The following is a 13,376-nucleotide window of genomic DNA, read 5'->3' as shown; positions in this document are numbered from 1 at the left end:
CTGACATGGCCGCCACTCAGGAAGAGATCGTCGAAGGTCTCGCCGAGATCGTGAACGAGATCGCCGGCATCCCGGTTGAGGACGTCCAGCTGGACAAGTCCTTCACCGACGACCTGGACGTCGACTCGCTGTCCATGGTCGAGGTCGTCGTCGCCGCCGAAGAGCGCTTCGACGTCAAGATCCCGGACGAGGACGTCAAGAACCTCAAGACCGTCGGCGACGCGACCAACTACATCCTCACGCACCAGGCCTGAGGCCCTTGGCCGGTCTCCGGCTGCAATGCCCCGCCACCCGGCGGTGGCGCCGTCGAATCCCGTATCCGTTGGAGAAAGAATTCCCGATGAGCCCGACCAATCGCACCGTGGTCGTCACCGGTATCGGCGCAACCACACCGCTGGGTGGCGACGCAGCTTCGTTCTGGGAGGCCCTGGTCGCCGGCAAGTCCGGCGTCCGCCTCCTTGAGCAGGACTGGGCGGCCGAGCTGCCCGTCCGGATCGCGGCGCAGATCGCCGTCGAACCGAGCGAGATCATCCCGCGCCCGCAGGCCCGCAAGCTGGACCGGTCCGCGCAGTTCGCGCTGATCGCCGCCCAGGAGGCCTGGAAGGACGCCGGCTTCACCGCGAAGGCCGGTGAGGACGTCTCCGCCAACCCCGACCGGGTCGGCGCCGTCATCGCCTCCGGCATCGGCGGTGTGACGACCCTGCTGGACCAGTACGACGTGCTCAAGGAGAAGGGCGTACGCCGTGTCTCCCCGCACACCGTGCCGATGCTGATGCCCAACTCGCCGGCCGCCAACGTCGGTATCGAGCTGGGTGCGCGGGCCGGTGTGCACACCCCCGTGTCGGCCTGCGCCTCCGGCGCCGAGGCCATCGGGTACGCCATCGAGATGATCCGCACCGGCCGTGCGGACGTCGTCGTGGCCGGCGGTACGGAGGCGGCGATCCACCCGCTGCCGATCGCCGCGTTCGGCAACATGATGGCGATGTCCAAGAACAACGACGACCCCGAGGGCGCGTCGCGTCCCTACGACTCCGGCCGTGACGGCTTCGTGCTCGGTGAGGGCGCGGGCGTGATCGTCCTGGAGTCCGAGGAGCACGCGAAGGCGCGCGGGGCCCGGATCTACGTCGAGGCGGTCGGCCAGGGCATCTCGGCCGACGCGCACCACATCACGCAGCCGGAGCCCTCGGGCAACGGCATCGCGCACGCGCTGCAGAACCTGCTGGACAGCTCGGACCTGAAGCCGGCGGAGATCGTGCACGTCAACGCGCACGCGACGTCGACGCCGCAGGGTGATGTGGCCGAGATCAAGGCGCTGCGGAAGGTGTTCGGCGACGACGTCGACCACATGGCCATCTCGGCGACCAAGTCGATGACCGGTCATCTGCTGGGCGGTGCCGGTGGTATCGAGACCGTCGCGTCGATCCTGGCGCTGGTGAACCGGACGGCTCCGCCGACCATCAACCTCGCGGAGCTCGATCCCGAGGTCAACGCGGACGTGGTCCGCGGCGAGGCCCGGCAGCTGCCCGAGGGCCGGATCGCCGTACTGAACGACTCGTTCGGCTTCGGGGGCCACAACGTGGTCCTGGCGTTCCGGACGATCTGAGAAACGCCGACTCAACGCCTGTGGCCCGGACTCCGTTGGATGGAGTTCGGGCCACGGTGCGTTTCGTTGTCGGCCGACCGCCGGTGGGGACTTCTCGCGCAGTTCCCCGCGCCCCTAAAAGCAGGGCGTTGCGGTGAGCGTGCCCCTTCAGACCACCTGGTGGAGCCAGCGGACCGGGGCGCCCTCGCCCGCGTAGCGGAAGGGCTCCAGTTCGTCGTCCCAGGGCTTGCCGAGGAGTTTGGCGATCTCGGCCTCGAGGTCGGTCTCGCCGCGCTGTGAGCGGGTCATGGCGGCCCTCAGACGGTCCTCGGGGATGAGGATGTCGCCGTGGATCCCGGTGACGGCGTGGAAGATGCCGAGTTCGGGGGTGCAGCTGTAGCGCTCGCCCTCGGCCTTCGCGCAGGGTTCGGCGGTCACCTCGAAGCGGAGCAGGTGCCAGCCGCGCAGGGCGGACGCCAGTTTGGAGGCCGTGCCGACCTCGCCCTGCCAGGAGAACTCGGAGCGCCAGGTGCCGGGTGCCGCCGGCTGCCGGATCCAGTCGAGGTTGACGCGCGTGCCGAGCACCCCGGCGACGGCCCACTCGACGTGCGGGCACAGCGCGCGCGGCGCGGAGTGCACGTACAGAACTCCACGTGTCGTCACCGGGACCTCCGGGCAGAGCGGGACATCTTGCTGGCTGGCTGGCGGCTGTGGCACGACGGCCGCGTTGATGGCGAGGCTACCGTGCGGTGGCGCAAGGAGTGTGACGTACCGTCGGTCCCACAGCCAGGAAACCCCTGCCATTCACCCAGGGGGACGCTTGTACAGGGGTGGACCGTTGCAGGGCGCGGCGCGGGAACTCCCGTGCGTTGTCATTACGGGGGACGAACAGGCCGACCGAGAGGACCACCGGGGAATGCGCAAGCAGCGACGCCGGCGTTCGCGTGCCCTGGTGGGAGCCGTCGCCGCCACCGCCGCGCTGGGGGTGGCCGGGTGCGGTGTGTTCGGCGGTTCGTCGGCCGCGCCGGACGGCGGCCGGACCCGGGCCGCCCGGACCGTGCAGGTGTGGGACCGCAGCCCGGCCTCGATCGCGGCCGTCGGCGACTCCATCACGCGGGGGTTCGACGCGTGCACGGTGCTCTCGGACTGCCCGGAGGTGTCCTGGGCGACCGGCACCAGCGAGCAGGTGGACAGTCTGGCGGTACGGCTGCTGGGGCGGGCGAAGGCGGCCGACCACAGCTGGAACTACGCGGAGACCGGCGCCCGGATGGCCGACCTGTCCGGGCAGCTGGCCGACGCGGCGGTGCGCAGGCCCCAGTTGGTGACGGTGATGGTGGGGGCGAACGACGCGTGCCGTACCTCGGTACGGGCGATGACCTCGGTGGCCGCCTTCCGCACCCAGTTCGAGGAGGCGCTGGGCACCCTGCGCAAGTCGCTGCCGAGGACCCAGGTGTACGTGGCGAGCGTGCCGAACCTGAAGCGGCTGTGGTCCGAGGGGCGGACGAACCCGCTGGGCAAGCAGGTGTGGAAGCTGGGCATCTGCCCGTCCATGCTCTCCGACGCGGACGACCTGACCAGCGGGGCGACCCTGCGCCGGGACAAGGTCCAGCGGCGGGTCGAGGACTACAACAAGGTGCTGCAGGAGGTCTGCGCCAAGGACCGGCGGTGCCGGTTCGACGGCGGGGCGGTGTACGCGTACCGGTTCGGGACCGATCAGCTCAGCCACTGGGACTGGTTCCATCCGAGCACCGACGGCCAGTCCAGGCTCGCCGCGATCGCCTACCGGGCGGTCACCGCCAAGGACCCGGTGGACTAGACCCTTGGCTTAGGGTTTCCACATGAGCGAACTTTTCGGCACACTTTCCGACGGCACCGAGGTCCATCGCTGGACGCTGGAGCGCGCGGGGACCCGGGTGCGGATCCTGTCGTACGGCGGGATCGTGCAGTCGGTCGAGGTCCCGGACCGGGACGGGCGGACGACGGACGTGGTGCTGGGGTTCGCCGGTCTGGACGGCTATCTGGAGCACCCGGGCCCGTACTTCGGCGCCCTGGTCGGCCGGTACGCCAACCGGATCGCGCACGCCCGCTTCCCGCTGGACGGCGTGACCTACGCCCTGGAGCCCAACAACGCCCCCAACTCCCTGCACGGCGGCGCCCACGGCTTCGACAAGCGGGTGTGGGAGGTGGCGGGCGTCGAGCACGGGGTACGGCTCACGCGCGTCAGCCCGCACGGCGAGGAGGGCTTCCCGGGGCGGCTGGAGGTCACGGCGACCTACACGCTGGACCCCTCCGGGGCGCTGCGCGTCTCCTACGAGGCGGTCACCGACACGCCGACCGTCGTGAACCTCACCAACCACAGCTACTTCAACCTGGCGGGCTCCGGGAACGCGGGCGGTCACGAGCTGCGGATCGCCGCCTCCCGCTACACGCCCGTCGACGGCGACCTGATCCCGACCGGGGTCCTGGAGGACGTCTCCGGCTCCCGTTTCGACTTCCGTACGGCCCGCAAGGTCGGTTCCGGCTACGACCACAACCTGGTCCTCGACAAGGGCGTCACGGCCGCCGCGCAGGAGATCGCCGAACTGCACGATCCGGCGTCCGGGCGCACCCTCACGGTGTCCACCACCGAACCGGGCGTCCAGCTCTACACGGCCGAGCACCTGACCGGCCCCTTCGCCCCCGGCGACGGTGTCGCCCTGGAGACCCAGCACTTCCCGGACTCCCCCAACCGGCCGGAGTTCCCGAGCACCCGCCTCGACCCGGGCGCGGTGTACCGCTCGGAGACGGTGTACGCCTTCGGGGTGCGCTGACAGCCGCAAGCCCCGGTCCAGGGGTCAGGTCCCGGACCGGGGCTGCTCAAGGGGGGCGTGGCCCGCTCCCGACCTTAGCCGTGGCTGTGAGCCGGCGGCCGGTGATCGGGCGCCCCGCCGCGAACTCGTACGAACCCTTCACAACCACCCGCGACCCGGCGTGCGACCCGGCGCGCGGCCGGCCACCGCCTCAGCCGGCCACCGCCGCCACCACCTCGATCTCGACGAGGGCCTCGGGCCGGAACAGCCGGGGCACCTCGAAGGTCATGCTGGTCGGCGGGGTGCCGGTGAGGAACTCGCGGCGTACGGCGCCGTATTCGGCGAGCCGGGAGATGTCGGTCAGATACGTGCGGATGTTGATGACGTCCGCCAGGGTCGCCCCGTGCGCGCGCAGCAGCGCGCCGAGGCCCTCGAAGACGCCCCGGCTCTGCTCCGCGAGGGTCGCGCCCTCGGCGATCTGGCCGGAGACGAACAACAGGGCGCTGCCGTCGGCGTGTTCGACCCGGGCGACCTGGGAGTAGTAGGGGCTGGCGGGCCGCGGGGCGTCGGCCGGGTTGTCCAGGGTGACCTTCACGGGGCTCCTTCCGTGTCCGTGCGGTCGACGCTAGGCGGGCCCGAGTGATGCGACAAGCGAATGTCTAGCATGGCTGCCATGCCGAATCCGCACCCCTCACGGCCCCCGCAGCTTCCGCACCTCCCGCGCCTCCCGCACCCGCCCCTGCCCGACGTCTCCAGCGTCTGGCTGCGGGTGTTCCTGGACGTCGCGCGGCACGGTTCGTTCACGGTGGCCGCGCGGTCGCTCGGCTGGACGCAGTCGGCGGTGTCCCGGCAGATCTCCTCGCTGGAGGCGGCGCTGGGCGGCGGTCCGCTCTTCGACCGGCTGCCGCGCGGGGTACGGCTCACGGAGGCCGGCCGGGCGCTCGTCCCGTACGCCGAAACCGTCGCCGAGGCCCTGCACGGCGCCGCGCGGGAGCTGACCGCGCTGCGCGAGGTGGCGGGCGGACGGCTGCGGTTCGGGGCGTTCGCCAGCGCCGACGCGGCCCTGGTGCCGCACGCCCTGGCCGCGTTCCGGGCCCGGCACCCGGGGGTGCGGCTGTCCCGCGAGGAGGGGCTCACCCCCCGGCTCCTGGACCGCCTGACCGCCGGCCATCTGGACCTCGCGGTGGTCTCGACGACGGGCCGCGCCCCGCTGGAGCCGTACGAACTCCACCACCTCCTCGACGAGTCGCTGTACGTCGCCGTCCCGGCCGGCCACCCGCTGGCGGGCGCCGCGGGCCCGGTCCGGCTCGGCCTGCTCGCCGACGCCGACTGGATCTCCGGCAGCTCCGGTGTCGAGGGCACCCTTCTGGAGGCGGCCCTGCGCCAGGGGTTCCGCCCGCGGGTGGCCCATGTGGTCGGCGAGTGGACCGCGAAGCAGGGTTATGTCGCCGCGGGCCTCGGCGTGACCCTGGTCCCGGCGCTCGCCGCCGATTCGGTGCGCCCGGACATCGCCCTGCTGCCGGTGCTCGACGAGGGCGCCCCGGCCCGTGCGGTGTACGCGGCGACCGCCCGGGGCCGCTCCCTGGCCCCGGCCGCCGAGTCCTTCCTCGGGGCGCTGCGGGAGGCGGCCGCCCGCGTCCCGCACGGCACACCCGGGGGCACCATGGCGTAGACCAGTTCCCACGGGCGATACTGCGGCCGTCCGGCACCACGCACCCCACTGCGACGGAAGGCCAACTCCCGTGACATCGCTGCGCGTTCGGATCGGTTTTCTCGGAATCGCCCTGTTCGCCGGGGCACTCGCCCCGACGTCCGCCCATGCCACGGCCGCCGCCCCCGCCCCCACCGTCGAGGAGCAACGGCTCGACAAGGCGGTGCCGCAGGAGATACTCCGGCGGTCCGGGTTCGACGCCGTGGCACCGGAGTTCACCCGGGCGCTGGGCGGCGCGCACTCCTACGCGCAGGCCCGGCGGATCGTCGTACGCGAGGGGTCGGCGCTGTGGCGGCGGGCCGTGGACCGGGCGCAGGGGCGGGGGCCGGCCGGGGGTGATCTGAGCCGGGACGACGACCGGCCGCTGTACTGGGCGCGGCTCGGGATGACCCGGGAAGTGCGGACCTGGGAGCCGGGGTTCGGGGTGAGCGACACCCAACGCGGCGCGCTGCTGGACGTGTTGGAGCGGACCTCGCGCGGGCAGACGGACCTCCGCTATCCCGGCGGGCACATGAGCGGGCACATGAAGCGCATCCTCGTCACCGGGTTCGACCCGTTCACGCTCGACCGCGACATCCGGATCTCCAATCCCTCCGGGGCGAGCGCCCTGGCCCTCGACGGGACGGTCCTGCAGACCGACGAGGGACCGGCCCGGGTCGAGACGGCCGTCTTCCCGGTGCGCTGGGACGACTTCGCGCAGGGCACCGTGGAGCGGACCCTGCGGCCGTACCTGCCGAAGGTGGACCTGTTCACGACCGTCAGCCAGGGGCGCATCGGGCGGTTCGACGTGGAGCGGACCAACGGGGCCTGGCGGGGCGGCTATCCGGACAACGAGAACCTGAGCCGGACCGAGACCGTCCCGGTCGCCGACCCGGCCTCGCAGCCGCAGTGGACGACCACGACCCTGCCGTACGCCGCGATCACGGCGGCCGACACGGGACGGTTCCCGGTGTACGACCACACCGAGGTGACGGAGATCCCGGCGGGCGGGACCGATCCCGTCGTGCGGGCGGACGGGCCGACCGACGGATCGACAGCGCGGGCCGGGGGCGGCGGGAACTACCTCTCCAACGAGATCGCCTACCGCGCCACCCTGCTGCGGGACCGGCTCGGCCTGCACGACACCCTGCCGGGCGGCCATGTGCACACACCGGTGCTGGAGTTCGGCGCCGGCAACACCACCGAGGTGACCGACCCGGACTTCGTGCGGAACCGGGTGGACATCATCGACCAGGTGCGGGCCATCGTGACCGTGGCGGCCGACGCGAGCTTCAGGAACTGACCGGTTCGCCGGTCTCCGCGTCCTCCTCCGCCGTCTCCTCGCCCAGCAGGTCGCGGGCGAGGAGGGTGGCGCCCGCGACCGCGCCCGGCATCAGGAACACCGCGACGAACGGCACCAGGAAGGCCAGGCCGAGGGGTGTGCCGAAGCCCCACACCAGGGTCTTGCGGGAACGCAGCAGGGCGAGCCGGGTGCGCAGGTCGATCCCCCGGCGCTGGAGGGCGACGGCGGCGAGTTCCTCGGTGAGGAAGAACCCGGTCACGAAGAAGCCGAGGACCGGTACGGCGGTCTGCCCGACGAAGGGGAGGAAGCCGAGGGCGAAGAGCAGCAGGCCCCAGAGCGCGGCGCGGACCAGGACGCGCAGGCTGTCGCGGGCCGAGATCCACAGCTCACGCCAGAACGGCAGCCCGGACTCGGGCGCGGTGCCGTCGGGCGAGACGTCCTCGTCGACCTTTTCGGAGAGGTTCTCGTAGAACGGCTGGCCGACCAGCAGCGTCACGGCGGTGAAGGTCAGGACGGCCCCGAGCAGGCCGAGGGCGAAGAGCACGGCGGTGAGGAAGCCGCGGAAGAGGCCGAGCCAGGGGCTGGACCAGTCGTCGGCGAACGGGGTGGCCCAGGCGACGAAGTCCGCTCCCCATATCGCCAGGGAGACCAGGGCCGCCGCGTACAGGACGAGGGTGATCAGACCGGGCAGCAGCCCGAAGCCGAACTGCCTGCCGTGCCGGCCGACCCAGCGCTGGCCCTTGAGGAGATATCCGAAACCGACACCGAGATCACGCATGGCGAAAACTTTACCGGGGCCCCGCCGGGGCACAGTGGGGGGACGCCGGCGCGAAGACCTGCTCGTCCCTGTTGAGTCGAACGGGTACATGTCGACGTACCGATCTCAGGGTAGGGCGTTGTTCACAGTGGGAGCTGCTTGCGGCGGCTCGGTTGAGGAGAGCGGATGACGCAGGAGATCACCGTCCAGGGCACGGTCGCGGAGGGCTTCGAAGTGGTGCGCGAGGAGTTCGCCGCCTTCGTCGCCGGCGAACCGGCCGACTACGAGGGGCAGTTGTGCGCGTACGTGCACGGCCGGCGGGTCGTCGACCTGTGGGCCGGCGAGGGGGCCGACGGGAACTCCCTGTACGGCGTGTTCTCGTCCACCAAGGGCGCGGCCCATCTCGTCGTGGCGATGCTGGTGCAGGACGGCACACTGGAGCTGGACCGTAAAGTCACCTACTACTGGCCGGAGTTCGCCGCCGAGGGCAAGGGCGCGCTGACCCTGCGGGACCTGATCGCGCACCGGGCGGGCCTGATCGGCACCGACAGCGGGTTCAGCCCGCAGGAGCTGACCGACGACCGGGCGATGGCCGAACGCCTCGCCGACCAGCGGCCGTTCTGGCGCCCGGGCACCGCCTTCGGCTACCACGCGCTCGTCATCGGGGCGCTCACCGGCGAGGTGGTACGGCGCGCGACGGGCCGTACGCTCCAGGACGTGTACGAGGAGCGGGTGCGGGCGCCGTACGGCCTGGACCTCTTCCTGGGCCTGCCGGCCGCGCACGAGCCGCGCTTCCGCACCACCCTGCCGCTGCTCCCGACATCCGAGCAGCAGGCGCTGCTGGACTCCGTTCCGTCCGGTCCGCGGACCCTCGCCGGGATCGCCTTCAACGAGCACACGGCCGAGCCCACGGACCTGGCGTCCCTGCCCAACGACCGCCTGGTGCGCGCCAAGGGCCCGGCGTCCTTCGGCGGGGTGGCCTCGGCGCGCGGCCTGGCCGGGATGTACGCGGCCCTGCTCAGCGAGGTCGACGGCAAGGCCCCGCTGCTGAAGGAGGACACGGTGGCCGAGTTCGGCCAGATCCACTCGGTCGGCTACGACCTGGTGGCCCGCACCCACAAGTCCTACGGCCTCGGCTTCCAGGCCACCGCCGACACCTGGCACCCCTTCCTGGGCGCCGGCACCATCGGCCACAGCGGCGCCGCCGGCTCCCAGGCCTTCGCGGATCCGCGAAGCGGCATCGCCTACGGCTACACCCGCCGCCGCTTCGCGTTCCCGGGCGGCGCGGCCCCGGAGAACGACCGGCTGGCAGAGGCCGTGCACAAAGCAGCACTTGAAACACGCTGAGCGCAACCCACCTGGGGGCGCGGGGCCGTATCCGATATGCGGCTACCGCCGCGTGGGCGCGACCAGCCACAACGCACCCGCACCCCGCAGACGAGAGACCGCACCCCACGTCCAAGGGTGCGGCCTCCGCAACAACATCAACGACAACCGTCAGACCAGCGTCACGCCGATGTTCCCGCGCGTCGCCTTCGAGTACGGGCACACCCCGTGCGCCTTCTCGACCAGCTCACGGGCGACCCCCTCCTCGACGCCCGGAATCGCCGCCGAGATCTCCACGATGAGGCCGAACCCGTCGTCGTTCCTCCCGAGCCCGACCCGCGCGGTGACGGTCGAGCCGGAGACGTCCACCCCGGCCTGCCGGGCGACGACCCCGAGCGCCCCCTGGAAGCACGCGCTGTACCCCGCGGCGAACAGCTGCTCCGGGTTGGTCCCGGCCCCGCTGCCGCCCATCTCCTTCGGCGGGTTGACGACGACGTCGAGCCGGCCGTCGTCGGTGGCGACCCGGCCGTCACGGCCGTTCTCGGCGGTGGCGACGGCGGTGTACAGGACGTCGGACTGCTGAATGGGCATGCGGTTTCTTCTCTCCTCGGTCCGCCGCGACTCGCGCCCACGATCGACGACGGTTTCGGAAAGAAGTTACCGCATACCGGAAACCATAGACAGACCGGACGGCCCTACAGCTTGACGATCATCTTGCCGGTGTTGTCGCCGCGCAGGACCCCGAGGAACGCCTCCACGTTGTTCTCGATGCCCTCGACGACCGTCTCGCGGTACTTGAGCTGCCCGGCGGCCACCCACGGGCCGACCTCGGAGACGAACTGCGGCTGCAGGTCGTAGTGGTCGCCGACCAGGAAGCCCTCGATCCGGCCGCGGGTCTGGATGAGACGCGCGAGGTTCTTCGGGCCGGGGACGGGCTCGGTGCTGTTGTAGACGGAGATCATGCCGCAGACCGCGATCCGGCCGTCCCGGTTCAGCTGGCCGATGGCCGCCTCCAGGTGGTCGCCGCCGACGTTGTCGAAGTAGACGTCGACCCCGTCGGGCGCGGCGGCCCGCAGCTGCTCGTTGACCGGGCCGTTCTTGTAGTTGAAGGCCGCGTCGAAGCCGTACTCCTCGACCAGCAGCTTGACCTTCTCGTCGGAGCCGGCCGAGCCGATCACCCGGGAGGCGCCCTTGAGCTTGGCGATCTGGCCGACCTGGCTGCCGACCGCGCCGGCCGCGCCGGAGACGAAGACGGAGTCGCCCTCCTTGAAGGAGGCGGTGCGCAGCAGACCCGCGTAGGCGGTGAGGCCGGTCATGCCGAGGACACCGAGGTACGTCGACAGCGGCGCGGCACCGGCGTCGACCTTGACCGCGCTCTTCGCGTCCACGACGGCGTACTCGCGCCAGCCGAGGAAGTGCAGGACGTGGTCGCCGGCCGCGATGCCCTCGGCGTTCGACTCGACGACCTCGCCGACCGCTCCGCCCTGCATGACCTTGCCCAGCTCGAAGGGGGCGACGTACGACTTGGCGGCACTCATCCGGCCGCGCATGTACGGGTCGACGGAGAGGTACTTGTTCCGTACCAGCACCTGTCCCTCACCCGGCGTAGGGACCTCCGCCTCCACCAGGGCGAAGTCCTCGGGCTTCGGCCAGCCGACGGGACGGCTGAGCAGGTGCCACTCGCGGTTGATCATGACGTGCGCCTTTCCGGAATACTTCAGTACCTGAAACAACCATGCTCCTGAATATTTCAGGATGTCAAGTAACGGGGTACCCTGGAGCGCATGTCCACCCCACAGTCCAGCCCAGCGAAGACCCGCCGCCCCGACGCCCTGACCCTGGAGGTCGTCGAACTCATCGGGGACGTCGTGGCCCGTTTCTACGCGGACTACGAGGAGGCGGCGGGCGAGCACACGCTCACCGGGGCGCAGGCGCGGCTGCTCAGCCTGCTGTCGCTGGAGCCGCTGCCGATGCGGAAGCTGGCGCTGAAGCTGAAGTGCGAGCCGTCCAACGTGACGGGGATCGTGGACCGGCTGGAGGCGCGCGGGCTCGTGGAGCGGCGGCCCGATCCCGCCGACCGCCGGGTGAAGCTGGCCGCGGCGACCGACGAGGGCCGTCGGGTCGCCCGCGACCTGCGAGACGAGCTGCGGTTTGCGCGCGAGCCGCTGGCGGGGCTGTCGGAGGAGGAGCGGCTGTCCCTGCGGGACCTGCTCCACCGCATGCTGGAGGCGTGAACGCCGGAGGTTACGCGAACTGGCCCGGGCGGTAGTCGCCCGCCGGCTGCTGGAAGATGACGTTCAGCCGGTTGTAGGCGTTGATCAGGGCGATCGTCGCCACCAGCGCGACGAGTTCCTCCTCGGTGTAGTGCTTGGCCGCGTTCTCCCACACCGCGTCGGGGACCCCGCCCGCCGCGTCGGCGATCCGCGTGCCCTGCTCGGCGAGTTCCAGGGCGGCGCGTTCGGCGTCCGTGAACACCGTGGCCTCGCGCCAGGCACCGACCATGTGGAGGCGCTGCTGGGTCTCGCCGGCCTCGGCCGCGTCCTTGGTGTGCATGTCGAGGCAGAAGCCGCAGCCGTTGATCTGGCTGGCGCGGATCTTGACGAGTTCCAGGGTGGCGGCGGGGATCGTGGTGCCCTCGGCGGCCTTGCCCGCGCCGTTGAAGGCCTTGATCAGCTTGTTGGCGACGGGGCTGGCGAAGAGGTTGAGACGGGCTTCCATGGTGTGCTCCCTGTGGGGTTGCTCAGTGGGTTGCACACCTATGACGGGGGGCGTCGGCCGTATGTGACATGTTTGCTGGATTTGCTTCGGCAGAGATTTGGGTGCGCGCCGGTGGGGGTTGAGCGCGCCCACGCGGCGGAGCCGCAAATCGATACAGCCCCGCGCCCCTGTCGGGGCGCTTCAGCTCACGAGCACCACCAGAGGAACCGCGTGCACGTGTCGCTCGGGGACGGGCTCGGGGACGGGTCCGAGGTGGTGGGGTCGGAGGTCGGGGTCGAGCCTGCCGTGCTCGTCGCGGTCGCCGTCGGCTGCCCGGTGACCGGGTCGGTCGTCGCCGACTGGGCCGAGGTGTCCTTGGGAGTGGCCGACGGGGAGTCCGAGGCCTTGTCCTTCGACGAGGAGGGGGACGGGGAGGCGGAGGGGTCGGCGGAGGCGGAGCTTGCCGGGCCGGTGGCGCCGGAGGTGTCGCCGAGGGGCTCGGCGGTGGTGTCGGGGGACGAGGTGGAGGTGCCGCCGTCGGTGGTGTCGCCGCCCGCCGAGGCCGGGCCGGGGGTCGTGAACGGTATGGCGTCCGTGCCGAGTTCGGCGAGGCTCAGACCGCCGGCCGCCAGGACGCAGGCCGCGCTGACCAACAGGATCCTGCGGCGCCGCCGGCGATGGGCCGCCGCCTTGCGGTCGCGACGGCTGCCGTCGGCCGTGACGGGCTCCTCGGGGTCGTCGGCGGGGTCGTCGGCGGGACGGCCGCGGCCGCCGCGTCCACGGGCCGCCCGGCGCCGTTCCGCCCGGCCGCCCGCGGGCGGTTCGTCGGCCTCGGCCTCGTACCCCTCGGCCCCGTGACCGTCGTGGCCGCCATGGCCGTCGGTGTCGTACCCGTCCGATGCGAACTCCGGCTCCGCGTGCTGCGCTTCACCGGCCGTGTGCGGGTTCGGTGCGGTCGCTTCCCGCGCGGACGCGCGTAGCGTTTCGATGGGGGTGCCGCACCCCGGGCAGGCGAGGGCGCCGTTGAGGTGCCGTCGGCACGGGAGGCAGTAGTCCATGACGCGGGAAGACTAAGTTCCCCACGGGTCACTTCACTAGCCGGGCCTGTGAAGGTTCTGTGCGGGACCGAAAAAATTATCGAAAGCCTTGTCGAAACCGTTACCTGTTCGACCCATTGACACCTAGACCGCCCCGTCCTTACTGTCACGCCAGCATTTCGAACGTGTGACGAA

15 protein-coding genes are annotated in these 13,376 nt (G+C 71.6%); 8 read left to right on the top strand and 7 right to left on the bottom strand.

The features are described from left to right. Nucleotides 1-5 precede the first annotated feature (5 nt). Together ACGFZS_RS02135 and fabF are read left to right on the top strand one after the other, a co-directional pair. Nucleotides 6-254: an acyl carrier protein gene (locus ACGFZS_RS02135; RefSeq protein WP_355710875.1), complete on the top strand. Its 249-nt coding sequence runs from the start codon at nt 6-8 to the stop codon at nt 252-254. Nucleotides 255-340: 86 nt separating this feature from the next. Continuing rightward, nucleotides 341-1,603 (top strand): beta-ketoacyl-ACP synthase II, encoded by a 1,263-nt coding sequence (fabF, locus tag ACGFZS_RS02130; RefSeq protein WP_359208360.1) that lies wholly within the window; start codon nt 341-343, stop codon nt 1,601-1,603. A gap of 147 nt (nt 1,604-1,750) precedes the next feature. Here the strand turns inward: fabF and ACGFZS_RS02125 are convergent, their stop codons facing one another. Beyond that, nucleotides 1,751-2,245, bottom strand: a complete 495-nt coding sequence (locus tag ACGFZS_RS02125) for a DUF3145 domain-containing protein (RefSeq protein ID WP_355710873.1) — start codon at nt 2,243-2,245, stop codon at nt 1,751-1,753. A 253-nt stretch (nt 2,246-2,498) separates the two neighbouring features. On the opposite strand from ACGFZS_RS02125, the gene ACGFZS_RS02120 reads away from it, so the two are divergent. Both ACGFZS_RS02120 and ACGFZS_RS02115 read left to right on the top strand, forming a co-directional pair. Next, nucleotides 2,499-3,398 (top strand): SGNH/GDSL hydrolase family protein, encoded by a 900-nt coding sequence (locus tag ACGFZS_RS02120; protein ID WP_393793512.1) that lies wholly within the window; start codon nt 2,499-2,501, stop codon nt 3,396-3,398. A gap of 22 nt (nt 3,399-3,420) precedes the next feature. Continuing rightward, on the top strand, nt 3,421-4,392 hold the full coding sequence (locus ACGFZS_RS02115; protein WP_393793511.1) for an aldose epimerase family protein: 972 nt from the start codon (nt 3,421-3,423) through the stop codon (nt 4,390-4,392). A gap of 190 nt (nt 4,393-4,582) precedes the next feature. On the opposite strand, the gene ACGFZS_RS02110 is transcribed toward ACGFZS_RS02115, so the two are convergent. Beyond that, nucleotides 4,583-4,966, bottom strand: coding sequence for a Rid family hydrolase (locus ACGFZS_RS02110; RefSeq protein ID WP_390970295.1), 384 nt, complete (start codon nt 4,964-4,966; stop codon nt 4,583-4,585). Nucleotides 4,967-5,035: 69 nt separating this feature from the next. On the opposite strand from ACGFZS_RS02110, the gene ACGFZS_RS02105 reads away from it, so the two are divergent. Beyond that, nucleotides 5,036-6,043 (top strand): LysR family transcriptional regulator, encoded by a 1,008-nt coding sequence (locus ACGFZS_RS02105; RefSeq protein ID WP_393793510.1) that lies wholly within the window; start codon nt 5,036-5,038, stop codon nt 6,041-6,043. A 70-nt stretch (nt 6,044-6,113) separates the two neighbouring features. Beyond that, on the top strand, nt 6,114-7,364 hold the full coding sequence (locus ACGFZS_RS02100; protein ID WP_393793509.1) for a pyroglutamyl peptidase: 1,251 nt from the start codon (nt 6,114-6,116) through the stop codon (nt 7,362-7,364). Here the strand turns inward: ACGFZS_RS02100 and ACGFZS_RS02095 are convergent. After that, nucleotides 7,354-8,142 (bottom strand): EI24 domain-containing protein, encoded by a 789-nt coding sequence (locus ACGFZS_RS02095; protein ID WP_393793508.1) that lies wholly within the window; start codon nt 8,140-8,142, stop codon nt 7,354-7,356. The genes ACGFZS_RS02100 and ACGFZS_RS02095 overlap by 11 nt on opposite strands. 165 nt (nt 8,143-8,307) lie before the next feature. Between ACGFZS_RS02095 and ACGFZS_RS02090 the strand changes: the two genes are divergently transcribed. Continuing rightward, on the top strand, nt 8,308-9,468 hold the full coding sequence (locus ACGFZS_RS02090) for a serine hydrolase domain-containing protein (RefSeq protein WP_393793507.1): 1,161 nt from the start codon (nt 8,308-8,310) through the stop codon (nt 9,466-9,468). A 150-nt stretch (nt 9,469-9,618) separates the two neighbouring features. Here ACGFZS_RS02090 and ACGFZS_RS02085 read toward each other — a convergent pair whose 3' ends face one another. Further along, nucleotides 9,619-10,038 carry an organic hydroperoxide resistance protein gene (locus tag ACGFZS_RS02085; RefSeq protein WP_393793506.1) on the bottom strand — a complete coding sequence of 140 codons (420 nt, stop codon included), beginning with the start codon at nt 10,036-10,038 and terminating at the stop codon, nt 9,619-9,621. 104 nt (nt 10,039-10,142) lie between these two features. Then, nucleotides 10,143-11,141, bottom strand: a complete 999-nt coding sequence (locus tag ACGFZS_RS02080; RefSeq protein WP_393793505.1) for an NADP-dependent oxidoreductase — start codon at nt 11,139-11,141, stop codon at nt 10,143-10,145. A 90-nt stretch (nt 11,142-11,231) separates the two neighbouring features. Between ACGFZS_RS02080 and ACGFZS_RS02075 the strand changes: the two genes are divergently transcribed. Further along, nucleotides 11,232-11,681, top strand: coding sequence for a MarR family transcriptional regulator (locus ACGFZS_RS02075; RefSeq protein WP_365690243.1), 450 nt, complete (start codon nt 11,232-11,234; stop codon nt 11,679-11,681). Between the two features lie 10 nt (nt 11,682-11,691). Here the strand turns inward: ACGFZS_RS02075 and ACGFZS_RS02070 are convergent, their stop codons facing one another. Both ACGFZS_RS02070 and ACGFZS_RS02065 read right to left on the bottom strand, forming a co-directional pair. Further along, the gene (locus tag ACGFZS_RS02070; protein ID WP_393656241.1) at nt 11,692-12,165 is read right to left on the bottom strand and encodes a carboxymuconolactone decarboxylase family protein; all 474 of its coding nucleotides are present in this window, start codon (nt 12,163-12,165) and stop codon (nt 11,692-11,694) included. A gap of 185 nt (nt 12,166-12,350) precedes the next feature. Then, the gene (locus ACGFZS_RS02065) at nt 12,351-13,202 is read right to left on the bottom strand and encodes a hypothetical protein (RefSeq protein ID WP_393793504.1); all 852 of its coding nucleotides are present in this window, start codon (nt 13,200-13,202) and stop codon (nt 12,351-12,353) included. Nucleotides 13,203-13,376: the final 174 nt, after the last annotated feature.

It is taken from the genome of Streptomyces sp. NPDC048288 (assembly GCF_043201555.1).
Taxonomy (GTDB): domain Bacteria; phylum Actinomycetota; class Actinomycetes; order Streptomycetales; family Streptomycetaceae; genus Streptomyces.
The sequence above is the reverse complement of the archived record's forward strand: the minus strand, read 5'-3'. Positions and strand labels throughout refer to the sequence as shown.

Coding starts and splice junctions, on each gene's coding strand:
- ACGFZS_RS02135 (WP_355710875.1), top strand. CDS start 6: ATGGCCGCCACTCAGGAAGAGATCGTCGAAGGTCTCGCCGAGATCGTG.
- fabF (WP_359208360.1), top strand. CDS start 341: ATGAGCCCGACCAATCGCACCGTGGTCGTCACCGGTATCGGCGCAACC.
- ACGFZS_RS02120 (WP_393793512.1), top strand. CDS start 2,499: ATGCGCAAGCAGCGACGCCGGCGTTCGCGTGCCCTGGTGGGAGCCGTC.
- ACGFZS_RS02115 (WP_393793511.1), top strand. CDS start 3,421: ATGAGCGAACTTTTCGGCACACTTTCCGACGGCACCGAGGTCCATCGC.
- ACGFZS_RS02105 (WP_393793510.1), top strand. CDS start 5,036: ATGGCTGCCATGCCGAATCCGCACCCCTCACGGCCCCCGCAGCTTCCG.
- ACGFZS_RS02095 (WP_393793508.1), bottom strand. CDS start 8,142: ATGCGTGATCTCGGTGTCGGTTTCGGATATCTCCTCAAGGGCCAGCGC.
- ACGFZS_RS02090 (WP_393793507.1), top strand. CDS start 8,308: ATGACGCAGGAGATCACCGTCCAGGGCACGGTCGCGGAGGGCTTCGAA.
- ACGFZS_RS02085 (WP_393793506.1), bottom strand. CDS start 10,038: ATGCCCATTCAGCAGTCCGACGTCCTGTACACCGCCGTCGCCACCGCC.
- ACGFZS_RS02080 (WP_393793505.1), bottom strand. CDS start 11,141: ATGATCAACCGCGAGTGGCACCTGCTCAGCCGTCCCGTCGGCTGGCCG.
- ACGFZS_RS02075 (WP_365690243.1), top strand. CDS start 11,232: ATGTCCACCCCACAGTCCAGCCCAGCGAAGACCCGCCGCCCCGACGCC.
- ACGFZS_RS02070 (WP_393656241.1), bottom strand. CDS start 12,165: ATGGAAGCCCGTCTCAACCTCTTCGCCAGCCCCGTCGCCAACAAGCTG.
- ACGFZS_RS02065 (WP_393793504.1), bottom strand. CDS start 13,202: ATGGACTACTGCCTCCCGTGCCGACGGCACCTCAACGGCGCCCTCGCC.